Source organism: Pseudomonas asplenii (genome assembly GCF_900105475.1).
In the GTDB taxonomy this organism is placed as follows: Bacteria; Pseudomonadota; Gammaproteobacteria; order Pseudomonadales; family Pseudomonadaceae; genus Aquipseudomonas; species Aquipseudomonas asplenii.
In genome coordinates this window covers 6,139,449-6,165,698 of sequence record NZ_LT629777.1, presented here as the reverse complement: position 1 = coordinate 6,165,698, position 26,250 = coordinate 6,139,449, and the positions used below count along the sequence as shown (strand labels likewise).

General features: G+C 65.2%; 11 protein-coding genes. 6 read left to right on the top strand and 5 right to left on the bottom strand.

All coding sequences use genetic code 11. The features are described from left to right. The first annotated feature begins 3 nt into the window (after window positions 1–3). On the top strand, window positions 4–13,017 hold the full coding sequence (locus BLU37_RS27155; protein ID WP_090210505.1) for a non-ribosomal peptide synthetase: 13,014 nt from the start codon (window positions 4–6) through the stop codon (window positions 13,015–13,017). Window positions 13,018–13,073: 56 nt separating this feature from the next. On the opposite strand, the gene BLU37_RS27150 is transcribed toward BLU37_RS27155, so the two are convergent. From BLU37_RS27150 to dsbD, 4 genes are all read right to left on the bottom strand, one after another. Beyond that, entirely contained in the window at window positions 13,074–15,185 is a 2,112-nt protein-coding gene (locus tag BLU37_RS27150; protein WP_090210503.1) for an RICIN domain-containing protein, read from the bottom strand. A 189-nt stretch (window positions 15,186–15,374) separates the two neighbouring features. Next, a complete protein-coding gene (dsbG, locus tag BLU37_RS27145) occupies window positions 15,375–16,154 on the bottom strand; it encodes a thiol:disulfide interchange protein DsbG (RefSeq protein ID WP_090210501.1) in 780 nt (259 codons plus the stop codon). Beyond that, window positions 16,130–16,999 carry a TlpA disulfide reductase family protein gene (locus tag BLU37_RS27140; protein WP_090210499.1) on the bottom strand — a complete coding sequence of 290 codons (870 nt, stop codon included), beginning with the start codon at window positions 16,997–16,999 and terminating at the stop codon, window positions 16,130–16,132. The genes dsbG and BLU37_RS27140 overlap by 25 nt, the downstream gene beginning before the upstream one ends. Further along, window positions 17,000–18,757 carry a protein-disulfide reductase DsbD gene (gene dsbD / locus BLU37_RS27135; protein WP_090210497.1) on the bottom strand — a complete coding sequence of 586 codons (1,758 nt, stop codon included), beginning with the start codon at window positions 18,755–18,757 and terminating at the stop codon, window positions 17,000–17,002. It abuts the gene before it with no gap. 173 nt (window positions 18,758–18,930) lie between these two features. On the opposite strand from dsbD, the gene BLU37_RS27130 reads away from it, so the two are divergent. The 5 genes from BLU37_RS27130 to BLU37_RS27110 all read left to right on the top strand — a co-directional run bounded on the left by BLU37_RS27130 (window position 18,931) and on the right by BLU37_RS27110 (window position 23,364). After that, entirely contained in the window at window positions 18,931–19,605 is a 675-nt protein-coding gene (locus BLU37_RS27130) for a response regulator (RefSeq protein WP_010446895.1), read from the top strand. Further along, window positions 19,602–20,933, top strand: coding sequence for an ATP-binding protein (locus BLU37_RS27125; protein WP_026007907.1), 1,332 nt, complete (start codon window positions 19,602–19,604; stop codon window positions 20,931–20,933). The genes BLU37_RS27130 and BLU37_RS27125 overlap by 4 nt, the downstream gene beginning before the upstream one ends. Before the next feature lie 90 nt (window positions 20,934–21,023). Continuing rightward, window positions 21,024–21,500 (top strand): GNAT family N-acetyltransferase, encoded by a 477-nt coding sequence (locus BLU37_RS27120; protein ID WP_090210495.1) that lies wholly within the window; start codon window positions 21,024–21,026, stop codon window positions 21,498–21,500. Window positions 21,501–21,643: 143 nt separating this feature from the next. Next, window positions 21,644–23,056, top strand: coding sequence for an aspartate aminotransferase family protein (locus BLU37_RS27115; RefSeq protein ID WP_090210494.1), 1,413 nt, complete (start codon window positions 21,644–21,646; stop codon window positions 23,054–23,056). Between the two features lie 83 nt (window positions 23,057–23,139). Then, window positions 23,140–23,364, top strand: coding sequence for an MbtH family protein (locus BLU37_RS27110; protein WP_019363720.1), 225 nt, complete (start codon window positions 23,140–23,142; stop codon window positions 23,362–23,364). Between the two features lie 40 nt (window positions 23,365–23,404). On the opposite strand, the gene BLU37_RS27105 is transcribed toward BLU37_RS27110, so the two are convergent. After that, complete coding sequence (locus BLU37_RS27105; RefSeq protein ID WP_232000425.1) at window positions 23,405–26,242, bottom strand: membrane-targeted effector domain-containing toxin; 2,838 nt, start codon at window positions 26,240–26,242, stop codon at window positions 23,405–23,407. Window positions 26,243–26,250 lie beyond the last annotated feature (8 nt).

The following is a 26,250-nucleotide window of genomic DNA, read 5'->3' as shown; positions in this document are numbered from 1 at the left end:
CCCATGATGGACGCGTTCGTACTCCCCAACACTCTGGCCCAGGCCCTTCAACGTCGCGCGCAGCAGACGCCGGACCGATTGGCGCTGCGTTTTCTCGCCGAAGACCAGGAGCAGGGCGCGGTCCTCAGTTACCGGGACCTGGACTTGCGGGCCCGGACCATCGCCGCCGCCCTGCAAGCCACTGCGCAAGTGGGGGATCGGGCGGTCCTGCTGTTTCCCAGCGGCCCGGACTATGTCGCGGCGTTCTTTGGCTGCCTGTACGCCGGGGTGATTGCAGTGCCGGCCTATCCGCCGGAGTCGAGCCGTCGTCATCACCAGGAACGGCTGCTGTCGATCATCGCCGATGCCGAGCCGCGCCTGGTGCTGACCAGCGCTGACCTGCGTGAGCCGCTGTTGCAGATGGACGAACTGTCGGCAACCGATGCACCGCAACTGCTGTGTGTTGACACCCTCGACAGTACGGCGGCCGATAACTGGCAGGATCCCGGTATCGAGCCAGACGACATCGCCTTCCTGCAATACACTTCTGGATCCACTGCTTTACCCAAGGGCGTGCAGGTCAGCCACGGCAACCTGGTCGCCAACGAAGTGCTGATCCGCCATGGCTTCGGCATCGACGTCAATCCTGACGACGTGATCGTCAGCTGGCTGCCGCTGTACCACGACATGGGCCTGATCGGCGGCCTGCTGCAACCGATCTTCAGCGGCGTGCCGTGCGTGCTGATGTCGCCGGCGTACTTCCTTGGCCGGCCACTGCGCTGGCTGGAAGCGATCAGCGAATACGGCGGCACCATCAGCGGCGGTCCCGACTTCGCCTACCGCCTGTGCAGCGAGCGGGTCAGCGAATCCGCCCTGGCACGGCTCGACCTCAGCGGCTGGCGGGTGGCGTATTCCGGTTCCGAGCCGATCCGCCTCGATACCCTGGAGCGCTTCGCCGAGAAATTCGCTGCCTGTGGTTTCAGCGAGCAGAGCTACTTCGCCTCCTACGGCTTGGCCGAGGCCACCCTGTTCGTCGCCGGTGGCCAACGTGGCCAGGGCATTCCCGCGCTGCGTCTCGATGAGGCGGCACTGGCGCAGAATCGCGCGCAGCCGGGCGATGGCAGCCCGGTCATGAGCTGTGGCACCAGCCAGCCCGAACATGCGGTGCTGGTGGTCGAGCCGAGCAGCCTGCAGGTGCTCGGCGACAATCTCGTCGGTGAAGTCTGGGCCGCCGGCCCGAGCATCGCCCATGGTTACTGGCGCAATCCCGAGGCGTCGGCCAAGACCTTCGTCGAGCACGAGGGCCGGACCTGGTTGCGCACCGGCGACCTGGGTTTCCTGCGCGAAGGCGAGCTGTTCATCACTGGCCGCCTGAAAGACATGCTGATCGTGCGCGGGCACAACCTCTACCCGCAGGACATCGAACAGACCATCGAGCGGGAAGTCGACGTGGTGCGCAAGGGCCGTGTCGCCGCCTTTGCCGTCACCCACGACGGCCAGGACGGCATCGGTATCGCGGCGGAAATCAGCCGCAGCGTGCAGAAGATCCTGCCGGCCGAGGCGTTGATCAAACTCATTCGCCAGACGGTGGCCGAGGCTTACCAGGAAGCGCCGAGCGTGGTGGTGCTGCTCAATCCGGGGGCCTTGCCGAAAACCTCCAGCGGCAAGTTGCAGCGTTCGGCCTGCCGCAACCGCCTGGCCGATGGCAGCCTCGACAGCTACGCGCTGTTCCCTGGCCAGGCGACGGCCGCGGACGACGTCGCCGAGACGCTGGTCGATGACTTGCAACTGCTGATCGGCGGGATCTGGCGTGAACAACTGCAGGTGGAAAGCATCGCGGCTGACGACCATTTCTTCCTGCTGGGCGGCAACTCGATCCTCGCGACCCAGGTGGTCGCCCGCCTGCGTGAAGCGTTGGGCATCGAACTGAACCTGCGTTTGCTGTTCGAAGCGCCGACCCTGGGCGCCTTTGCCGCCCAGGTCGCCCGACTGAAACAGGAGGGTGGCGCAGTCCAGGGGGCCATCGCACAACTGTCGCGTAGCCAGGAGTTGCCACAATCGCTGGCACAGAATCGCCTGTGGTTCCTCTGGCAACTGGACCCGCAAAGTAGCGCCTACACCATTCCCGGGGCCCTGCGCCTGCGTGGCGAACTGGATGAAACGGCGCTGCGCCGCAGCTTCGAGCGCCTGATCGAACGCCACGAATCCCTGCGCACCCGCTTCTACGAGCGCGATGGCCAGGCCATGCAGCGCATCGACGCCAGCGCCACGTTCGACCTGCAATTGATCGACCTCAGCGACCTGCCCACCGACCAGCGCGAAGCCCGCGCCCGGCAGGTCCGTGAAGATCAGGCACGTACCCGGGTCGATCTGGAAAAGGGTCCGCTGCTGTGGGTAACTCTGGTCCGCCTGGACGACCAGGAACACCAGTTGCTGGTGACAATGCACCACATCATCGCCGACGGCTGGTCGCTGAATATCCTGATCGACGAGTTTGCCCGCCTGTACGCGGCGGCGGCCCAGGGCCAGGTGGCCGAACTGGCGCCACTGCCGTTGCAGTACGCCGACTACGGCAGTTGGCAACGCCAGTGGCTGGCCCAGGGCGAAAGCCAGCGCCAGTTGGCCTACTGGAAAGCGCAGCTCGGTGGTGAACTGCCGGTTCTCGACCTGGCCACCGACCACCCGCGTTCGGTCCAGCAGCACCACAGCGCCTCGCGCCTGACCCTGCGCCTGGATGCCGGGCTCAGTGCGGCCGTGCGCCAGACCGCCCAGGTCAGTGAATCGACGCCGTTCATGTTGCTGTTGTCGGCGTTCCAGAGCCTGCTGTTCCGCTATAGCGGCCAGCGCGACATCCGTATCGGCGTGCCCAGCGCCAACCGGCCGCGCCTGGAAACCCAGGGCCTGATCGGCTTCTTCATCAACACCCTGGTGCTGCGCGCCGAGTTGGATGCGCGCTTGCCGTTCATCGAGCTGCTGGCGCAGGCCCGCCAGGCCACCCTCGATGCCCAGGCCAACCAGGACCTGCCGTTCGAGCAGTTGCTCGAAGCCTTCCCCGAGGCACGCGAACAGGGCCTGTTCCAGGTCATGTTCAACCACCAGCAGCGCGACCTGGGGGCCTTGCGCCGCCTGCCGGGCCTGCTCGCCGACGAGCTACCTTGGCACAGCCGCGAAGCCAAGTTCGACCTGCAACTGCACAGCGAGGAAGATCGCAGCGGTCGCCTGAGCCTGGCCTTCGACTACGCCGACGAGCTGTTCGACGAGGCGACCATCGCCCGTCTGGCCGAGCATTTTGTCAGCCTGCTGCAACAGGTGACCCGGCAGCCGCAGCAGGCTATCGGTGACCTGGCGCTGTTGACTGCCGGCGAGCTTGAGCAGCAGGCCGAGTGGGGCGTTGCCCCCTGCGCGCCGGCCAGCGAATGGCTGCCGGAGCTACTGAACCGCCAGGCGCAACTGACCCCGGAGCTCACCGCGCTGCTGTGGGACGGTGGCCGCCTCGACTTCGCCGAACTGCATGCCCAGGCCAACCGCCTGGCCCACTACCTGCGGGACAAGGGCGTCGGCCCGGATGTTCGCGTGGCCATCGCCGCCGAGCGTTCGCCGCAATTGCTGATCGGCCTGCTGGCAATCCTCAAGGCCGGTGGCGCCTATGTGCCGCTGGACCCGGATTACCCGAGTGAACGCCTGGCCTACATGCTCGCCGACAGCGGTGTCGAACTGCTGCTGACCCAGAGCCACCTGGTCGACCGCCTGCCATCTGCCGCGGGCGTCTGTGCGGTGGCGATGGACCTGCTCAAGCTCGACACCTGGCCGAGCCAGGCGCCGGGCCTGCACCTGCATGGCGACAACCTCGCCTATGTGATCTACACCTCCGGCTCCACCGGCCAGCCCAAGGGCGTCGGCAATACCCATGCGGCCCTGGCCGAGCGCCTGCAGTGGATGCAGGCGACCTACGCGCTGGATGCCAGCGACGTGCTGATGCAGAAGGCCCCGATCAGTTTCGACGTGTCGGTGTGGGAATGCTTCTGGCCGCTGATCACCGGCTGCCCCCTGGTGCTCGCCGGCCCTGGCGAGCACCGCGATCCCTACCGGATCGCCCAGTTGGTACAGACCTTCGGCGTGACCACGCTGCACTTCGTGCCGCCACTGCTGCAACTGTTCATCAACGAGCCGCTGGTGGCACAGTGCAGCAGCCTGCGCCGGCTGTTCTGCGGTGGCGAGGCGCTGCCAGCCGAACTGCGTAACCGGGTGCTGGAACAGTTGCCACAGGTCCATCTGCACAACCGCTATGGCCCGACCGAAACCGCAATCAACGTCACCCACTGGCACTGCCAGTTGAGCGATGGCGAGCGTTCGCCGATCGGTCGACCGCTGGGCAACGTGATCTGCCGGGTGCTCGATGCCGAACTGAACCCGCTGCCCAACGGTGTGCCGGGTGAGCTGTGCATCGGCGGTATCGGCCTGGCCCGGGGTTACCTGGGCCGCGCCGGACTGACTGCCGAGCGTTTTGTCGCCGACCCGCTGGGCGAAACCGGCGAACGCCTGTATCGCACCGGCGACCGTGCTCGCTGGGCCGCCGATGGTGTGCTGGAATACCTCGGTCGTCTCGACCAGCAGGTCAAGCTGCGCGGTTTCCGTGTCGAGCCCGAGGAAATCGAGGCACGCCTGCTGGCCCTGGAAGGGGTAGCCCAAGCCGTGGTGCTGGTGCGCGAGACCGTGGCCGGTGCACAACTGATCGGCTACTACACCAGCCCCGGTTCGACCGAGACCGAGCAGGCACAGGTTGCCGGGCTGAAGGCGGCCCTGGCGGCGGAACTGCCGGAGTACATGGTGCCGGCACAACTGCTGCGCCTGGATGAAATGCCCCTGAGCCCGAGTGGCAAGCTGGACCGCAAGGTCCTGCCGGAACCGCAATGGCAGGTGCGCGAGCACATCGAGCCGGTGACCCCGTTGCAGCAGCAGATCGCCGCGATCTGGCGCGAAGTGCTCGGTCAGCCGCAGGTCGGCCTGGGCGACGATTTCTTTGCCCTCGGCGGCCATTCGCTGCTGGCCACCCAGATTATTTCCCGTACCCGCCAGGCCTGCGATGTCGAGCTGCCGTTGCGGGTGCTGTTCGAGGCCCCGCAGTTGGGTGCGTTTGCCGAGCAGGTGCAGCAACTCCAGGCATCCGGCCAGCGCAACCAGCAGGCGGCCATCGGCACTGTCGATCGCAGCCAGCCGGTGCCGCTGTCCTACTCCCAGCAGCGCATGTGGTTCCTCTGGCAGATGGAACCGGACAGCCCGGCCTACAACGTCGGCGGTATGGCGCGCTTTACCGGCGTGCTCGATGTGGCCTGCTTCGAAGCCGCGTTGCAGGCGCTGATCCAGCGTCATGAAACCCTGCGCAGCACTTTCCCGAGCCGCAACGGCGTGGCACACCAGCGGGTGTCCAGCGAGACTGGCGTACGCCTGGCCTGGAAGGATTTCTCCGGCCTCGAGCGCGAAGCTCGCGAACAACGCCTGCAACAGTTGGCCGACAGCGAGGCGCACCTGCCGTTCGATCTGGAAACCGGGCCGCTGCTGCGCGCCTGCCTGGTCAAGGCCGCCGAGCAGCAGCATTACTTTGTCCTGACCTTGCACCACATCGTCACCGAAGGCTGGGCGATGGACATTTTCGCCCGTGAGCTGAGCGCGCTCTACGAGGCCTTTATCGAACAACGTGAGTCGCCGTTGCCGCCGCTGCCGGTGCAGTACCTGGACTACAGCGTCTGGCAGCGCCAGTGGCTGGAGTCCGGCGAGCGCCAACGCCAGTTGGACTACTGGACCGCGCAACTGGGCAACGAACATCCGCTGCTCGAACTGCCGGGCGACCGCCCACGACCGCCGGTGCAAAGCCACCGGGGCGAACTGTACCGCTTCGACCTCAGCGACGAGTTGGCGGCCCGGGTACGCGCCTTCAACGCGCAGCATGGCCTGACCCTGTTCATGACCATGACCGCCGCGCTGTCGGTACTGCTCTATCGCTACAGCGGCCAGACCGACCTGCGCATCGGCGCGCCGGTGGCCAACCGCATCCGCCCGGAAAGCGAGGGGTTGATTGGCGCCTTCCTCAATACCCAGGTGCTGCGTTGTCAGCTCGATGGACAGATGACGGTCGGCGAGCTGTTCGAGCAGGTCCGTCACACCGTGATCGAGGGCCAGTCCCATCAGGACCTGCCGTTCGATCATCTGGTGGAAGCCCTGCAACCGCCGCGCAGCGCCGCCTACAACCCGTTGTTCCAGGTGATGTGCAACGTCCAGCGCTGGGAGTTCCAGCAGAGCCGGACCCTGGGTGACATGCGCGTCGAATACCTGGTCAACGACGCCCGGGCGACCAAGTTCGACCTCAACCTGGAAGTCACCGACCTCGACCATCGCCTCGGTTGCTGCCTGACCTACAGCACCGACCTGTTCGACGAGCCGCGCATTGCGCGCATGGCCGCCCACTGGCGCAACCTGCTGGAGGCGCTGATTGGCGATCCGCAGCAGCGCCTGAGCGAATTGCCGCTGCTGCAGGCCGACGAGCAACAGGCGCTATTCGCCAGCCTTGGTGCGCAAGCCGGCGAGCAGCGGCTCGACCAGTGCATTCATCAACTGTTCCGCCAACAGGCCGAAGCCCGGCCGGATGCGCCAGCACTGACCTTTGCCGGCCAGACCCTGAGCTACGCCGAACTGAACGCCCAGGCCAACCGCCTGGCCTGGCGCCTGCGCGAGCAGGGTGTCGGCCCGCAGGTGCGGGTCGGCCTGGCGCTGGAGCGGTCGCTGGAGATGGTGGTCGGCCTGCTGGCGATCCTCAAGGCCGGTGGCGCCTATGTGCCGCTGGACCCGGAATACCCGCTCGATCGCCTGCATTACATGATCGAGGACAGCGGCGTCGGCCTGCTGTTGAGCCATCGGGCGCTGCTCGAAGCCCTGGGGCCATTGCCTGTCGGCGTGGCTCAGTGGTGCCTGGAGCAGGACGGCCCGGCGTTGGCCGGTTACCCGACCGAGGAACTGCCGTTCATCAGCCTGCCGCAACACCAGGCATACCTGATCTACACCTCCGGCTCCACCGGCAAGCCCAAGGGCGTGGTGGTGTCCCACGGTGAAATCGCCATGCATTGCCAGGCGGTGATCCGGCGTTTCGACATGCGTGCGGACGATTGCGAACTGCACTTCTATTCGATCAACTTCGATGCCGCCACCGAGCGCTTGCTGGTGCCGCTGCTCAGCGGCGCTCGCGTGGTGCTGCGGGCCCAGGGCCAGTGGGACGCCGAGGAAATCTGCCAACTGATCCGTCAGCAGCAGGTCAACATCCTCGGATTCACCCCCAGTTACGGCAGCCAGTTGGCCCAGTGGCTGGCCACCCAGGGGCAGAGCCTGCCGGTGCGCATGTGCATCACCGGCGGCGAGGCACTGACCGGCGAGCACCTGCAGCGTATTCGTGCGGCGTTCCAGCCGAGCCTGTTCTTCAACGCCTACGGCCCGACCGAGACCGTGGTCATGCCGCTGGCCAGCCTGGCGCCGGAGCAGTTGGAGGAGGGCGCGGGCAGTGTGCCGATCGGTACGGTGATCGGTGCGCGGCTGGCGTATATCCTCGATGCCGACCTGGCGCTGGTGCCGCAAGGCGCCACCGGGGAACTGTATGTTGGCGGTGCCGGCCTGGCCGTGGGTTATCACCAGCGTCCGGGGATTACCGCCGAGCGCTTTGTCGCCGATCCGTTCGGAGCCGAAGGCGCGCGTCTGTATCGCACCGGTGACCTGGTGCGCCAGCGCGCCGACGGGCTGGTGGAATACATGGGCCGGATCGACCATCAGGTGAAGATTCGTGGGTTCCGTATCGAGCTGGGGGAAATCGAGAACCGCCTGCTGGAGCACGAGGCGATTCGCGAGGCTGTGGTGCTGGCGCTGGACGCGCCGGGTGGCAAGCAACTGGCCGCCTATCTGGTCAGTGATGTCGTGGCCCAGGCTGAAGCCGAGCAACTGCAACTGCGCGAAGCGCTCAAGGCGCACCTGAAGAGTCAGCTCCCGGACTACATGGTGCCCACTCACCTGATCCTGCTGGAAAGCATGCCGCTGACCGCCAACGGCAAGCTCGACCGCCGCGCGCTGCCGGCGCCGGACCCGGAGCTCAACCGCCAGCAATACGTGGCGCCGAGCAACGAGCTGGAGCAGCACCTGGCCGGCATCTGGCGCGACGTGTTGAACGTGGCTCAGGTCGGCCTGAATGACAACTTCTTCGAACTCGGTGGCGACTCGATCCTGTCGATCCAGGTGGTCAGCCGTGCGCGGCAGTTGGGCATTCACTTCAGCCCCCGCGACCTGTTCCAGCACCAGACCGTGCAGAGCCTGGCGGCGGTGGCGACCCGCAGTGAGCGCATTACTGCCGAGCAGGGCCTGCTCAGCGGCACGTCGAGCCTGACGCCGATCCAGCACTGGTTCCTCGACAGCGACATTCCCGAGCGCCAGCACTGGAACCAGGCGCTGGTCCTTGAGCCGGTTCGCGCCCTCGAACCCCATGCCCTGGAACAGGCCCTGGCGGCCCTGCTGGAGCATCACGATGCGCTGCGCCTGGGCTTCAGCCGTGAGGAGGGCCAGTGGCGCGCCGAGTATCGCGTGCCGGATGAGGCGACCCTGCTGCAACAGGTACAGGTCACGGCGATGAGCCAGTGCCCGGCGCTGTTCACCGAGGCGCAACGCAGCCTCGACCTGCAACACGGTCCGCTGCTGCGTGCCTTGCTGGTGGATGGCCCGCATGGCGAGCAACGCCTGCTGCTGGCGATTCACCACCTGGTGGTCGACGGCGTGTCCTGGCGGGTGCTGCTGGAAGACCTGCAGAACGCCTACCGTCAGATACTGGCCGCCGAGCCGGTGCAACTGCCGGCGAAAACCAGCTCCCTGCGCGACTGGGCGAACCGCCTGCAGGCCTATGCCGGCAGCGAGTCGCTGCGTGAGGAACTGGCGCTGTGGCAGGCACAACTGGCCGGACCGAACCTTGAGCTGCCGTGCGAACACCCTGAAGGCGGTCGGCAGAACCGCCATGCCGAAACCGTCAGCGTGCGCCTTGATGCAACGCGTACCCGAGCCTTGTTGCAACAGGCACCGAGCGCCTACCGCACCCAGGTCAACGATTTGCTGCTGACCGCCCTGGCACGGGTGGTCTGCCGCTGGACCGGCCAGCCGTCAGCGTTGGTACAGCTGGAAGGCCACGGCCGCGAGACCCTGTTCGATGAGATCGACCTGACCCGTACCGTTGGCTGGTTCACCAGCGCCTACCCGGTACGGCTGACCCCGCTGAACATCGAGGAAGCCGCGGGGCAGGGCGGCTCGATCAAGGCGATCAAGGAGCAGTTGCGCGGCGTGCCGCACAAGGGCCTGGGCTACGGCGTGCTGCGCTACCTGGCCGAGCCGTCGCTGCGCGAGGCGATGCTGGCGCTGCCGGTGGCGCCGATTACCTTCAACTACCTGGGGCAGTTCGATCAGAGTTTCGGTGACGCGGCGCTGTTCCGACCGCTGGAAGAGTCGGCGGGTGAAGCCCACGGTGCCGAGGCACCGCTGCCCAACGAATTGAGTATCGACAGCCAGGTCTATGGCGGCGAGCTGGTGCTGCGCTGGACCTTCAGCCGCGAACGCTTCGACAACGCGACCATCGCCGAACTGGCCGAGGCCTACCTGGGCGAGTTGAGCAGCCTGGTCGAACACTGCCTGCGCGCCGATGCCGGTGGCCTGACGCCTTCGGATTTCCCGCTGGCGCGTCTGACCCAGGCACAACTGGATGCACTGCCGGTGCCGGCCGGGCAGATCGAGGATGTCTACCCGCTGACGCCGATGCAGGAAGGCATGCTGCTACACACCCTGCTGGAGCCGGGGACCGGCCTGTATTACATGCAGGATCGCTACCGGATCAACAGCGCACTCGATCCGCAGCGTTTCGCTCAGGCCTGGCAGGCGGTGATCGGCCGTCACGAAGCCTTGCGTGCCTCGTTCTGCTGGAACGTTGGCGAAGACATGCTGCAGGTTATCCACAAGCCGGGCGGCACACCGTTCGAATACCTGGACTGGAGCGCCGAGGTCGAGGAACAGCAGGAGCCCCGTCTGCAGCAGTTGCTCAAGAGCGAACGCGAGGCCGGCTTCGACCTGTTGAACGAGGCGCCGTTCCACCTGCGCCTGATCAAGGTCGGGGAGGCGCGCTACTGGTTCATGATGAGCAACCACCACATCCTGATCGATGCCTGGTGCCGTTCGCTGCTGATGAACGACTTCTTCGAGATCTACACCGCCCTCGGTGAAGGTCGCGATGCACAACTGGCGCTACCGCCGCGCTACCGTGACTACATCGGCTGGTTGCAACGCCGCGACCTGGCCGAGGCCCGGCGCTGGTGGCAGGGCAACCTGCGGGGCTTCGAGCGCGCCACCCATATCCCCAGCGACCGGCCGTTCCTGCGTGAACACGCCGGCGACAGCGGCGGCATGGTGGTGGGCGACCGCTACACCCGTCTCGACCCACGTGACGGCGTGCGCCTGCGGGAACTGGCGCAGCAGCACCAGTTGACCGTCAACACCTTCGCTCAGGCGGCCTGGGCCCTGGTCCTGCGTCGTTTCAGTGGCGAGCGTGACGTGCTGTTCGGCGTCACCGTGGCTGGACGCCCAGTGGAAATGCCACAGATGCAACGCACCGTCGGCCTGTTCATCAACAGCATCGCGCTGCGGGTGAAACTGCCGGAAGACGGCACCCGCTGCAGCGTGCGTGACTGGCTTGGCGGCCTGCTGGAACGCAACATGGAGCTGCGCGAGTACGAATACCTGCCCCTGGTGACCATCCAGGAGCAGAGCGAGCTGCCCAAGGGCCAGCCGCTGTTCGACAGTCTGTTCGTGTTCGAGAACGCGCCGGTGGAAGTCTCGGTGCTGGATCGGGCGCAGAGCCTCAACGCCACCTCGGACTCGGGTCGTACCCATACCAACTTCCCGTTGACTGCGGTCTGCTACCCGGGCGATGACCTGGGGTTGCACCTGTCCTACGACCAGCGTTACTTCGAGGCGGAAAGCGTCGAGCGCCTGCTGGGCGAATTCAAGCGCCTGCTGCTGGCGCTGGTGGACGGTTTCCATGGTGATATGGACCAGTTGCCGCTGCTGGGTGCCGAGGAGCGCGAGTTCCTGCTCGACGGCTGCAACCAGAGTGCCCATGACTATCCGCTGGAACAGAGCTATGTGGCGCTGTTCGAGGCTCAGGTCGCCGCCCATCCACAGCGTATCGTCGCCACGTGCCAGGACCTGCAGCTCAGCTACGAGCAGTTGAACCACTCCAGCAACCGTTTGGGGCATGCCCTGGTGGCGGCCGGGGTGGCGATCGACCAGCCGGTGGCGCTGCTGGCCGAACGCAGCCTCGACCTGTTGGGCATGATCGTCGGCAGCTTCAAGGCCGGTGCCGGCTATCTGCCGTTGGATCCGGGCCTGCCGAGCCAGCGCCTGAGTCGGATCATCGAACTGAGCCGCACACCGTTGCTGGTCTGCACGGCGGCCTGCCGGGCCCAGGCCGAAGCACTGCTCGGCGAACTGAGCGGCGAGCGGCCTCGGCTGCTGGTCTGGGAAACCGTGCAGCAGGGCGCGTATCCGCTGGTCAATCCGGGTATCCACAGCGGCCCGGACAACCTCGCCTACGTGATCTACACCTCCGGTTCGACCGGGCTGCCCAAGGGCGTGATGGTCGAGCAGCGCGGCATGCTCAACAACCAGTTGAGCAAGGTGCCGTACCTGCAACTGGACGAGAACGACGTGATTGCCCAGACCGCCTCGCAGAGCTTCGACATTTCGGTCTGGCAGTTCCTCGCCGCGCCGCTGTTCGGTGCGCGGGTGGACATCGTGCCGAATGCCATTGCCCATGATCCGCAGGGCCTGCTCGAGCATGTTCGGCTGCAACGTATCAGCGTGTTGGAAAGCGTGCCGTCGCTGATCCAGGGCATGCTGGCGCAGGAGCACATCAGCCTTGATGGCCTGCGCTGGATGCTGCCCACCGGCGAAGCGATGCCGCCGGAGTTGGCGCAGCAGTGGTTGCTGCGTTATCCACAGGTCGGGCTGGTCAATGCCTACGGCCCGGCAGAATGTTCGGACGACGTGGCGTTCTTCCGCGTCGACCTGGCCTCGACCCGTGGCAGCTACCTGCCGATCGGTACGCCGACCGACAACAACCGCCTGTACCTGCTCGACGGCGCCGATGAGCTGGTACCGCTGGGGGCGGTGGGTGAGTTGTGCGTGGCCGGTACCGGGGTCGGTCGTGGTTATGTCAGCGATCCGCTGCGCACGGCCCAGGCGTTTGTTCCGCACCCGTTCGGGGCGGCGGGCGAGCGGCTCTACCGCACCGGCGATCTGGCGCGGCGGCGCAGCGATGGTGTGCTTGAATACGTCGGCCGGATCGACCATCAGGTGAAGATCCGCGGTTACCGGATCGAACTGGGGGAAATCGAGGCGCGCCTGCACGAGCAACCGGAAGTCCGCGAGGCGGCGGTGGGCGTGCAGGAGGGCGTCAACGGCAAGCACCTGGTCGGTTACCTGGTGGCCAGCGACTCGGCGCTGAGCCAGGCCGAGAGCCTGGACCGGATCAAGCAGCGCCTGCGTGCCGAACTGCCGGAGTACATGGTGCCGTTGCACTGGCTGTGGCTGGAGCGCCTGCCACTCAACGCCAACGGCAAGCTCGACCGCAAGGCCCTGCCGGCCCTGGAGATCGGCCAGTTGCAGAGCCAGGACTACCTGGCCCCGCGTAACTCACTGGAAGAAACCCTGGCGCTCATCTGGGCCGAGGTGCTGAAGGTCGAGCGGGTCGGTGTACGGGACAACTTCTTTGAACTGGGCGGGCATTCGCTGTTGGCCACGCAGATCGCGTCACGGGTGCAAAAGACCCTGCAACGCAATGTACCGTTGCGGGCGATGTTCGAGTGCAGCACGGTGGAGGAACTGGCCGGCTATATTGACGGGCTGCAGGCCAGTGAAATCAGTGAGGAGAAGGTCGATCGCCTGAGCGACCTGATGGCCGAGCTGGAAGGCTTGTAAGGCAGGTTCTTCGGGTTGCTCGTGTCCCTTGGATGTGAGCAACCCGAAGCCGAATGTTACGCAGCGCCCCTGTAGGACCATGTAATGTGTTCGGTGGGGATGCCCAGTGCCTTGAATTTCTCCTCGACCGAGCCGAGGCAGGCTCCTCCATCGGGTTTGTAGTGACCCGACGCATCGTTCACCATGGCGATGACATCGACGACGCCGTCGATATCCTCTCTTCTCTCTATTCTGAATTCGCCCGCGCAGATCACCGATCTGCCACTGCCCAGTTGGCTGTGTCGGATATAGCCCGCGCTGTCGTCATGGTTCCAGAGACGATAGATGATCGCGCCATCCGGGGTGAACACCCAGGTGTAACTGTTGTTGCCCTCATTGGGTTTGAGTGCCTCACAGTCCCGGGTCTTGAGGATTTCGCCGATGAGCCGACCATGGTTCATGCCGATCAATTGGCCGACCCCGTCAATGCTGGACGGATCGTAGTTGCGCCAGGCTTTCAGGTCGCCGATGTAGGGCATCAGCGTCACCGGGTAGGTCTGGCCGTTGAAGTCGATGTGCCGGTTGTGGCGGATGTCCCGCCAGTTGCACCAGGAGATCGTACTGCCCCAGGAAATATGTGCGGAACGGAAGGGCGGCGAGACCCAACGATTGATGTTGCGCAGCGAGTCGTTGAGGTAGCGGTCGTTGGCCTTGAGGACGATCGATTCCAGTTTCCATTGGTCGTTGCCACCCGATACGGCGCGTGACTCCTGGTAGAACAGGATCGTATGGACATCGCGCATGGGGATGCTCGGTTTGCCGAACATCGCCTGGATATCGATATCGAGGGTGACCGAGTCGCCGGCATGGGGTGCATCGAACAGGCGCACGGCCTTGTCGAGGGAAGTCAGGGTCAGCATGATCTTGTCCGAGGTCCCGCCCCAGAAAACATTGGCGATGGTGACGGTGATCGACAGTTTGCTGATGTAGCCCAACGGTTGGGGTTCGAAGACCGCCATGCTGGCCCGGCGCTGGCGGAAGTGGCGGATCTGCCAGTGTGCGTGGGCGGGGCGCAGCAGGTCGTAGTCCATGAGCCGGACTTGCCCGTCCTCGAATTCGAGCACTTTTGCGTTGAAGGGCTGAATCAGGCAACCGTCACTGCTCATGTACCACTGCTGATGGGCGTCCTCATCCCGAGGCGTTGCGAGCAGGATCTGTTCCGACTGTGAGGTCAGCGCCAGGCCGCTGGCGCTATCGATCAGCTTGCCCTGTGCGTAGCGCCAGGCACCGTGTTGCGCCTCGGTATCGGTTGCCGGCAGCCATTGCGCCTGCGCAGCCGTCAATGCCCACCTGAACCCCGGGTGTTGGTCGCACTCGAGAAAGAACGGTTGTTCGGGCAGCAACTGCGCCAGCGGGTTCTCCCGGGTGAACGGCGACACGAGGTAAGGCTTGAAGCGCCAGCGTTGATGTTCGGCCAGCGTCGCCGTGTGCTCGGCGAGCTCCACGCTGTGTTCGCCGGTTTGTGTCCAGGCCAGGTCATTGCCGAACGAGCGGATAAGGCCCTGGTGGTCGATGTTCCATTGGTCATGACCGGTTTCGTCACTGTCCATCAGGTGCAGGGAGGACAGGGCCAGATCGCCTTTCGGGGCTGACAGGCGGCGGTTGCCGCGGCCGGTGAAGATGGCGCCAATGGTGTCGACGACCCAGATCTGCTGGCGGGTCGCCGCGAGCGGTTGCAGGGTCACGTCCGGGCTGTCGCTGTCCCAGCTCAGGGCGGCGCCGCTGTGGCTGTTGATGATCCAGAAGTACTGGTGAGTATCGTGCGCGGTCTCGTCCAGGAGCGTGCGGTTGCGGGTATGACGTGCGTGCTGTTCATCAAGGAAGACCAACCGTTCCGACTGCTCGATCTGTACCGACACCAGCTTGCGGTCGCCCAGCTTCAGCACCTTGTGTCCCAGCAGCTCGCGGGCCGGCCCGTAGGCCAGCAGATGCAGTTCACCCGGGTTGCCGAGGTTGTTGAGTGGCCAGTAGTCGATGCAGCCCTGGCTGATGACGAGCAGCGGGCTATTGGACTCCATGGTCGGCACTTGGCCGGCCTGGGCCCAGATCGGTTCCAGGTGCTCGGGAAACGGCAGGGCGCGCGAGCGTGGGACAGGGCGTATCTGTGCCAGGTAGATATTGAGCGACATGACTGACCTTCAGCGGGATGACGAGTGAAGTCAGCAGCTTAGGGAGTCGTGCCCTTGCCTGTCGTTTGTGCTTTGCCGACAGCCCTCGCCGGACAATCGGCAGGCAATCGGTAGGAGGAGCGCCGCGCAGGGGAATTTCCCGAATGCTCCCACAGGCGCGAAGGAGCGTTCATCCGGCAGGCGGGCCTATTACTTGGGGCCGAGAATCTTCACCAGCAGGTCCGCTGACGGCGCGCCCTGCTGCTGTTGCAGTTCGCCGTTGGCGTCGAGGTAGAAGATCGCCGGCGTGGCCGACACCTCCAACTCGTCCATCAGCTTGGTGTTGGCATCGAGCTTGGCCTGCAGGTCCGCCGGGATCTTCGCCAGGGGCTTGAGCGAGCTGGCCTTGCCGGCCTTTTCATGGTCGTGCAGGGCCTGTTGCGGATCCTTGGCGGCGAACAGGGCGGCCGCCTTGGCCGGGCTGTCCTCGCGGATGATCCCGACCATGATATGCCGCAACTGCACCTTGCCGGACTCGACCCAGGGCCGGGCCTGTTCCCAGAACATGTTGCAGTACGGGCAGTTGGGGTCGCTGAACAGATAGACGATGCGTGGCGCATCCTGTTTGCCGTCCTCGATCCAGTTGCTCTTTTCCATCTCGCCCCAGACCTGCCTGGACATCGGCGCATAGACCAGCTTTTGCAGTGGCGCCTGGCTCAGGTCCTTGCCCTCGGCGTCATACAGGTTGCCGGCGATCACATGCTTGCCGTCGGGCGTCAGGTACAGGGCCATGCCGCGATTCTGATACTGGGCGGCGTAGCCGCGCAGGCCATCGGGGGCATCGAAACTCCCGACGATCTTCGCCCCCTTGGCTTCGATGCTCCTGATCGGTGCGGGCAGCTCTTCGGCCCGTGACGCTGGCGCCTGTATCAGCAACGCGCCGAAAGCGGTGCTCAGACTCAGGTTCAGCAGGCGGCGGTGGACGGACATAGCGGTTTCCTTGCAGTGGCCGAAGCGGCCTTGGCGGGGTGTGGAGGGCCGAAGTTTTCCAAGACGCGGGCCAGGCTGGCCTCGGACAATTCACCCAGGTGACTGTCGAGCAGATGACCTTCGGCGTTGTACAACAGAGTGGTGGGCAAGGCCATCGAGCCCACGTTTTGTGCCAGCTGGCCGCGGCCGTCGAACAGGACGTTGTCCAGATTCAAGCCCTGGGTCATCAGGAAGGTGGTCACGCTTTGCATGCTTTCGGCCTGGTTGACGAACAGGAAGGTCACGTCCTGGCGTTCCCGCTGGGCCTTCTGCAGTACGGGCATTTCCCGGCGGCAGGGTGGGCACCAGGTGGCCCAGAGGTTGATCACCAGCGGCCCGCCCTGATAGTCGCTCAGTTGCACCGCCTGGCCCTCGGCGTTGAGCAGGGTGATGGCCGGCAGGCGCGAGCCTTGCTCATAGAGGGTCGTGGAAAAGCTTGCCAACAGCCAGAACGCCAACCCGCTGCCCAGCCCGAAACCCAGCGGCTTGCGCAGCGCCGGCCGGCGCCAGGTCCAGGCCAGGGCGCCGAGCAGTATCGCCAGCAGGCCGGGCCAGGGCAGGAAACCCCCGTCGCGAATATCGAGGATCTGTAGCGGGTCGTTGCGAAAGTAGCTCCAGTAGGCGATCACGAAGCTGCCCCGGGCGGCGACCAGTGCCAGGATGAACAGGCTGAACAGCACCGACTCCGGGTTCTCGCCACCGCGCTTGGCCACCCACCAGCCGACCAGCGTCGCCAGGGCGAGGGCCAGCAGCAACAGCAGGTGGTTGATCGACAGGGCGAAGGTTCCGAGGGTCAGGGTCAGCATTTAGCGGGCACCTCGTGTGTTGTTCCAGTTCTGCAGGAAACCTGCGGCATCGACTTCGCCGGTGATACGGCTGGCCCGGCGCTCGTCGCCTTCGGGGGCGATCCACAGCAGCGTCGGGGGCCCGGGGACTTCGAAGCGGCTCAGCAACTGGTGGCTGGCGGCATTGTCGGTGGTCACATCCAGGCGTACCAGGTGCACATCGCGCAGGGCATCGATCACCTCGGGCTGGGTGAACACCTGTTTCTCCATGACCTTGCACGAGGTACACCAGTCGGCGTAGTAATCCACCAGGACCCACTGGCCGCTGGCCTTGGCGCGGTCCAGCTCGCGCTGCAGCGCGGCGGGGTCGTTGACGGTGACAAAATTTGCGTGGTTCACCACGTTGCTGCCGGCACCGCCGCTGTAGATCTGCAGCGGGCGCCACAGGTCACTGCCGCCACCCGCGCCGCCGATCACCAGCAGGCTGCCCCACAAGCCCAGCAGCAGGCTGATGCCGGCGGCAGGCAGGGCGCCGCGACCGGGTTGGCGCGACAGCGACCAGAGCGCGCGAGCCACCAGCAGCGCCAGTGCGCCCCAGAGGATCATCCACAGCGATTCGTCGACTACCGGGCGAATCATCAATATCGCGGTGCCAAGGAACAGGAAACCGAACAACGCCTTGACCCGGTCCATCCACGGCCCAGGCTTGGGCAGGAACCGATTGCCCACGGTCACCAGCAGCAACAACGGCAGGCCCATGCCGATGCCGAGGCTGAACAGCACCAGGCCGCCGAGCAGTACGTTGCCGCTCTGGGCGATGTACAGCAGGGCGCCGGCCAGCGGCGCGGTCATGCACGGGCCGACCAGCAACGCCGACAGCGCGCCGATAATCCCGGCGCCGACCAGGCTGCCGCCACGGCGATTTTGCCCGGCGCGTTCCAGACGATCGCGCAGGGCGCTGGGCAGTTGCAGTTCGAAGAAACCGAACATCGGCAGCGCCAGCACGATGAACAGGGCGGCGAAGCTGCCCAGCAGCCAGGGTTGTTGCAGGAAGGCCTGCAGATTGCCGCCCAGCAGCGCGGCGAGCATGCCCAGCCCTGCGTAGACCAGCGCCATGCTCAACACATAGCTGCCCGCCAGGGCGAAACCGCGCCGTGGACTGGCGCCGCTGCCGACCACGATACCGGCGAGAATCGGCAGCATGGGCAGGGTGCAGGGGGTAAACGCCAGCAGCAGGCCGAGGCCGAAGAAGGCCAGCAGGCTCCAGCCCAGCGTCTGTTCGCTCAGGCTGCTGGCCAGGGACTGGTCGCGGGCTTGCGCCGGTTGGCTGGCTGTCGTCGCAGGGCCGGCCTGCTTCCCAGGCGTCGGGTTACCCAGGTCGACCACCTGGGTCTGCGGTGGATAACACAGCCCGGCATCGGCGCAACCCTGCCAGCCGACGCTGACCTTGCCGCTGGCATCGGCCGGAATCAGCACTTCCAGTTCGGTGCGATAGACCGGCTGATCGCCAAAGAACTCGTCGTTGTGGGCCAGCGCTGCGGGCAGCGAGGGGCGATGCGCCGGATCCAGGCCATCGAACTTCAGGCGTTTCTGATAAAGGTAATAACCGTCGCTGATCTGCCAGTACAGGCGGGTCTGGCCCGAGGCCAGCTTTTCCGAACTGAAGACGAAAACCTGATGGGCAGGCGGGAACTCCGGCTTTTTCACCGCGAACGGGTCATTACCGGCTTGGGCCAGGCTGGCGAAGATCAGGAAAAAAAAGGTCAACACCCAACGCATAAAAAGTCCTTGGTGCACAAGCTTGTCCGGTCAAGAGTGCTGGGCAGCGATTAACCGATCATTAACCCGCACCAGCGGTCGCCGACGCGAACGTTACTATCCTTACGGAGTCACGGCATAATCGCCGCTTAATCCGTCCGGGTTTCAATGGACATATTTGCACAGGTAATCCCATGCACGTACTGGTTTGCGAAGACGATGAGTTGATCGCCAGCGGCATCGTTGCCGGCCTGACCGCCCAGGGCATGACGGTGGAGCACGTCGCCACGGCGTCCGCCGCGCGGGCCATGCTGCGTGCGGCGCAATTCGACGTGATGGTCCTGGACCTTGGCCTGCCCGACGAAGATGGCCTGAAACTGCTGACCCAACTGCGCAGCAAGGGTCTGGAACTGCCAGTGCTGATCCTCACGGCCCGTGATTCGGTGACTGATCGGGTTGACGGCTTGCAGGCCGGTGCCGACGACTACCTGCTCAAGCCGTTCGACCTGCGCGAACTCTTCGCCCGCCTGCAGACCCTGTTGCGCCGGGTCGCCGGGCGCAGCGTCAACCTGATCGAGCATGGCCCGCTCAGCTACGACCCGAGCAGCCGCGTGACGACCCTGAATGGCCAGTCGGTGGACCTCTCGCGCCGCGAGCAGGCGCTGTTGCAGGCACTGCTGCACAACCGTGGCCGGGTGCTGTCGAGCGAGCAGCTCAAGGACAGCGTCTACGGGTTCAGCGACGAGCTGGAAAGCAACGCGCTCAACGTGCATATCCACCACCTGCGCCGCAAGCTGGGCAATGGCATTGTCGAGACCGTGCGCGGCCTGGGCTATCGCCTCGGTCCTGCGGGTGACGTAGACGCATGATGAGCCTGCGCCTGCGCCTGAGCCTGACCATCGGCTCGGCATTCATCCTGATCTGGGCCCTGGCCGCGACCTGGATGCTCAGCGACCTGCGTCACCAGATGATGTTCTCTCTCGACCAGCGGCTGGTGGCGTCGGCACGGATGGTGGCCGGTTTGCTGGAGCAGTTGCCGGCGATGTCGGGCAAGGGCGAGGTCACGCATTTCAGTTCCGAGCAGCTCAATATCACCGGCGGCATGGCCTGCCAGGTCAGCTCCCTGCGCGGGGAAGTGCTGGCCCGCAGCCATAACAATCCCGAGCAGGCCCTGGAGGCTCATAGCGTCGGCTTCCACGATCAGATGATCGACGGCGCGCCCTGGCGCACCTTTACCCTGGTGCGGGGTGACATCCATATCACCACCGCCGACCGCCAGGTCGAGCGTGAGGCGTTGAACCTCTCGGTGCTGCTCGCGGCCTCGGTGCCGGTCGGGGTGGCGCTGCTGGTCTGCCTGATCCTGCTCTGGCTGGGCCTCGGTCAGGGCCTGGCACCGCTCAAGCGCATGCGTGACGCGCTGAAGCGGCGCAGCCCCGACTCTCTCGAACCGTTGCAGATCCATCCGTTGCCCAGCGAATTGAAGCCCCTGCTCGAAACCCAGAACCAGTTGCTGCAACGCATCGGCAAGGCCATCGAGCGTGAGCGCCGCCTGACCGGTGATGCCGCCCACGAATTGCGCAGCCCGCTGACGGCGATCAAGACCCACCTGCAAGTGGCGCGCATGACCGACGGCGCCGCCCGCGACCAGTCCCTGGCCCATGCCGAGGCCGGTGCCGACCGCCTGCATCGAACCCTGGAACAGTTGCTGTTGCTGGCTCGGGTCGAAGGCAGCCTGTCGTTCGACGATGGCGTGCAATGCACTGCCGAACAGGTGGCGCGCCTGGCGATCCAGGACGCGGCCAATGGTGACCGGCGGCGGATCGAGCTGCATTTGTCGGAGCCATGTTCTGCGGCGCCGCTGGAAATGCCTTCGACGCTGTCCATCGCCGCCTTGCGCAATCTGCTGGACAACGCCCTGCGCCACACGCCGGGCGACGCGCCGGTGGAGTTGAATGTGCGCACCAGCGGCAATCGCGTGTGTTTCCAGGTCCGCGACCATGGGCCGGGCATCGCCGAAGACGACCTGCAGCACCTGACCCAACGCTTCTGGCGCAACGGCAAGAGCACCGGTTGCGGCCTGGGCCTGGCGATTGTCCAGGCGATCGTCCAGCGCTGTGGCTGCGAGCTGCATTTCGACAGCCGGCCGGATGGGCTGCGGGTCGAGTTGAGCATGCCGCTACAGGCCATTGAGAGCTGAAAAATCCTGTCACCGCGTCCGGCTCGCCCGGGCGTATCCCCAGGCAGTATCGTCTGGCGCTTGTCACTCAACGGATTGAGGTCATGCACCATGGACACCGCCATCGACATTCGCCCGGCCGTAGCCGCCGATGCTGGCATCATCAGCCGGATACTCCTGCGCTCGATCAGGGTTGGCTGCTCGCTCGACCACCGCAACGAGCCGTTGCGACTTGAGGCCTGGACCCGCACCCGCAGTCTCGAGCATGTCTTGCCCTGGCTGGCCGACCCGCGCCTGTGCCTGAACCTGGCGCACCTGCGGGGCAAGCCGGCGGGTGTGGGCATGGCCCGCGACGATGGCCGCATCCTGTTGTGCTACGTACAGCCGGAGTGGTTTCGGCACGGCGTCGGCCGGGCGCTGGTGGCCGGGCTCGAAGCCTGGCTGGTGAAGACGGGGCACGGCACGGCTTGGCTCAACAGCACGCTGACCGGCGAGGGTTTCTACCGGCATCTGGGGTATCGCCAGACGGACGGTGCGTTCAGCGTGCTGGGGTTGACCGCGATCCCGATGCACAAGCGACTGCTGTGAGCGAGGCCTTGGCGGATAAATCCCCTGGCGGGTGTAAATCCCGACTTGGCTGGTGCGTTTCCTGAACATGAAATTCGCGTGCACGCACCCGCGCGCGGATGGAAGGTCTTGGCCATCACACCTGCGTATTGAGGGATAGAGAGATGTCAGTCGCTACCAGCCTTATCGAAAAGCCGTCGGTCCACTCCGACCAGCCTGCGGCGGAAACGCTCTACCAGTTCGACGAGTCGCCGCTGTTGGCCCGGCAGAATCGCCAGGAGTCCAACGCCCGCAGCTACCCTCGGCGTATCCCGCTGGCGCTCAAGCGGGCCAAGGGACTGTATGTCGAGGACGTCGAGGGCCGCCGGTTCATCGATTGCCTGGCCGGTGCTGGCACCCTGGCGCTGGGCCACAACCATCCGGTGGTGATCGAGGCGATCCAGCAGGTGCTGGCCGACGAGTTGCCGCTGCATACGCTGGACCTGACCACGCCGGTCAAGGACCAGTTCGTCCAGGACTTGTTCGGCCTGCTGCCCGAGGTGCTGGCCCAGCAAGCGAAAATCCAGTTCTGCGGCCCGACCGGCACCGATGCGGTGGAGGCGGCCCTCAAGCTGGTGCGCACTGCCACCGGGCGTAGCACCGTGTTGTCGTTCCAGGGCGCCTACCACGGCATGAGCCAGGGCGCCTTGAGCCTGATGGGTAGCCTGGGGCCGAAGAAACCGCTCGGCGCGCTGCTGGGTAACGGCGTGCAGTTCCTGCCGTATCCCTACGACTACCGTTGCCCGTTCGGCCTCGGTGGTGAGGCCGGGGTGAAGGTCAACCTGCATTACCTGGAAAACCTGCTGAACGACCCTGAAGGTGGCGTGCAATTGCCAGCGGCGATCATCGTCGAGGCGGTGCAGGGTGAGGGCGGCATGATCCCGGCGGATCTCGACTGGTTGCGCGGTTTGCGCCGAATCACCGAAAAGGCCGGTGTAGCGCTGATCGTCGATGAGATCCAGAGCGGTTTCGGCCGCACCGGAAAGATGTTCGCCTTCGAACATGCCGGCATCATCCCGGATGTGGTGGTGATGTCCAAAGCCATTGGCGGTAGCCTGCCGCTGGCGGTGATGGTCTATCGTGACTGGCTCGATACCTGGGCGCCGGGTGCCCATGCTGGCACCTTCCGTGGCAACCAGATGGCCATGGCCGCTGGTTCTGCGGTGATGCGCTATCTCAAGGAGCACGATCTGCCGGCCCATGCAGCGGCCATGGGCGAGCGCCTGGGCGAACACCTGCGGTTATTGCAGCGCGATTTCCCGCACCTGGGGGATATCCGTGGGCGCGGGCTGATGATGGGCGTCGAGCTGGTCGACCCGAACGGCACCCCGGATGCCCAGGGCCATCCACCGGCCTTGCCGCGCCTGGCGCCGCTGGTCCAGCGCGAATGCCTCAAGCGCGGGTTGATCCTCGAACTCGGCGGTCGTCACGGCGGGGTGGTGCGTTTCCTGCCGCCACTGGTGATCACTGCGGCTCAGGTTGACGAAGTGGCACGGATTTTCGCCAAGGCCCTGGCGGCGGCCGTGGCTGCCCTCTAATTTTTCGGCGGGGCCGAACGTTTTCATCTACACGGGTGCCGCGCGATTGACGCGGCCTCATTCCACGCTTAGGGAGAACCGCAATGACTTCAGTATTCGACCGCGACGACATCGTCTTTCAGGTAGTGGTCAACCACGAGGAACAATATTCCATCTGGCCGGACTACAAGGCGATCCCCAACGGCTGGCGCACCGTCGGCAAGAGCGGTTTCAAGAAAGAGTGCCTGGAATACATCGAAGAGGTCTGGACCGACATGCGTCCCTTGAGCCTGCGCCAGAAAATGGATGCCCAGACCCTGGCCGGTTGAGGGGTGGCCCCCGTGCCAGCAGGCTGGTCGGGGGCGGTGCTCAGAGGTCCGTGGGCACGCTGTAGGGCACCAGGCCCGTTCGCCGGGCCAGCTCGCGGCTGAGATCCTCCCGGCTGGCAAACAGCTGGGTGTCGTCGTAACCCCAACGTCTGTGCTGAATGTACAGCTTGCCGGACGGAGTACGCCGGATCGGCGTCACGCTCAACGAGCGGTCCCTTGAGCGGTTGATCAGCACCGGACCGTTCGCCGACTCATCGATGATGAACATCCCTGGCCGATTGAGCTGCGGATGGGTGTCGAGCCTGGGCACGGCGGGGATCGGAATCACGCCGGGAATCTCGGCAACCTGTACCTTGCCCTCGCCCTTGAGCCCCCAGACCAGATCCGCGATGCTGGCGTATTGCACACCGTTGGACAGCGGGGTGCCGGGGGCGATGGAATATTTGCCATCCTGTACTTCGATCACGGTCTCGCGGTAGTGATCTTGCCCCGTGCGATAGATTCTCTGCACCAGTATGAAGTGGTCGCCCTGTCGTTCAATCAGGAAACTTGGCTCAACCTCCAGCCAGCCCAGGCAACTCCTGGGATCCTGCGAGGCCCGTGGCATGGGCCCGGAGTCGGTGTTGACCTCCAGCACCAGATCCGCACGGACATACTCATTGCGCCCATAGACACGTTCCACGTAACCCGGATCGGGGCTTACCCGCGCCGCAGCTTGCGGCCCGATGGCGACCGTTCGCAGGGCCGCGGCGCCTTGCAGTTGCGCCAGGCCGGGTATACCCCTGACAGGGCCGGCGTTGACGTTCAACACCAGGGCCAGCCATTTGTGTGCCCCGTGCTGTTGTTGATCGCTGGCGATGATCTTGTGGGCGACGTAGTTGAAGGCTGGCACATTGTGCTTCTGCCGCTGTTTCCTGTAGCTGGCGGCCGTGTCGAGGGCCTGGATGACGATGCCATGCTCACGGGCGCTCAGCAGCAGGCGCTGCAGGGAATATTCATTGGCCAGACCAAATGACTGCCGTAGATCCTCGGAGGCCAGGGCCTGTTGAAAACGCTCGGGCAGGTTGCCCGTTGCCTGGAAACCGTCAATGAACGGCTGGTCGAGATCCGTCAGCAGGTTTTGCACATAGAGTTTCCTGACGTTGAGCGTCGCCAATGCCGGCAGGTTTTCGAGCAGCAGTTTGCGAGCGGTCAGCGAGCCCTGCTCAGCGGCCAATACCACGCCCTGATTGTTTTCATAGAGCATTTCAAACACTCGTGCAGGCGTGCTGTCAGCGGGCACTTCGGGGATGTACGGCTGGGCATGGCGTCTGCCGTCGGCCCCTGAAAAAAACTTCTCGCTGGTATTTCCCAGGTGTTCTTCGCGATCGAGAAAGTCAGTGATGGCAGCCTCGTCGTGCGCCCGTTCACCCAGTTTGAAGTGGGTCCTGCGCGCAATCTCTTCCGGGTTTCGAATACGCTCCTGCAGCACCTTGCGGTAGGGCAGGGGGATTTCAAGCGACTCTAGCCAGGGGACCTTCACGGTCAATTTGAGGTCAGGGCTGACGAGGCGCATGGGATCCTTGATGTCCGGTTTCGCCACCGTCATCACGCGTATTGCCGGTCCGCTCATGGCGTTCTTGATCTCCAGCCCGATCACGCCCCGCAGGCGGATCAGTCCGGGGGTGCTTTTCGGCGCGTAGCCACTGGCGTGATACAGATTGACCAGGGCCAGCCACTTACCCTTGCGTCCACCCACCTGATCGGCCTGGATGACCCGGTCGGCGTGGTAGTTCAGTGCCGTTGCCCGAGTGAACATTTGCGCATCGGGTCCGCGCCGGGAGTCGCTGGCGGCGCAATCGAGGGCCTGCACCCGAATACCGTGGGCGCGTGCGCTGATGATCAGGCTACGGTAGCTGTGAGGCCCCGCTGGCGCATCCGCGTAATCGCCATCGAGTGTGCGCAGGTGACTGTCCAGCGCGGCGCTCAGATTTCCGCTGTGGTGGAAGTCATCCAGGTGAACCTGGTCGACGTCGGTTCTCAGGCGCTCCACATAGAGCGTCATGACGCCGTTTTCCGCGAGTGTCGCCATATTGCTGATCAGGAACAGCTTGCTGCCAGAGTCGGTATATCTTTCGCCGATGACCACGCCTTGGCCGTGTCGGTAGAGGATTTCGATCAGCGTCCGCTCGCCGACATCGGCGGGCAGCTCGGGCACGGGCGGGCGAGCGGGCAGCCGGTGCTGCTTGAAGAAGTTCTCGGCGTCGGCCAGCAATCGCGTGCGGATTTGCTGGAGTATCAGGTCGTGGGCGGCCTCGTCGGGGTGCCGGCCATCCACTGTGGGGCTTCTGCCCGGTTGCGGCGTGACGGCGGGCCGCGCTGGCAGTTGATAGGAGCGCAAGGCGCTGGCTACAGGGTTTTCTTTCCAGATATCCGTGCCTGCGAGCCGGTACAAGGCCGGGCCCGAAGGCAGGTGTTCCTCCCTGGCCTGGGCGCAGTAGGCGCGTACGCTCTCGTCGTAGCGGACCATGACGATCCGGCCATCCTCGAGATTGACGAACCGACGCTGCTGGGCGATGCGCAAGCCGTCGCTGTCGGGGGGTGGCAGGCCTCTCGGCGCCGGCCTGGCGTAAGCGCTCAAGGCGCGGCCTGGTGCCAGGCGGTTGGCCACGGTGCTGGTGATACTGCTGATCGCCAGCGCTGCCGCTCCAGTCGTCGGCACGCTGGGCGGCGGCGTGTCGGCCGACAGGTGGGCGGCAGGGATGCCGGGCAGTAGCGGCTGGCCTGTACCGGGAAGGCGGGGAGGGAGTGCCGGGCTGAGCTCGGTTGGCCTGATTGTCGGTGTATCGGCTGATCCCGCGCCAGGCATGCCTGGGCGAATGGGTGCTTTCGGGGACATGGTGCATT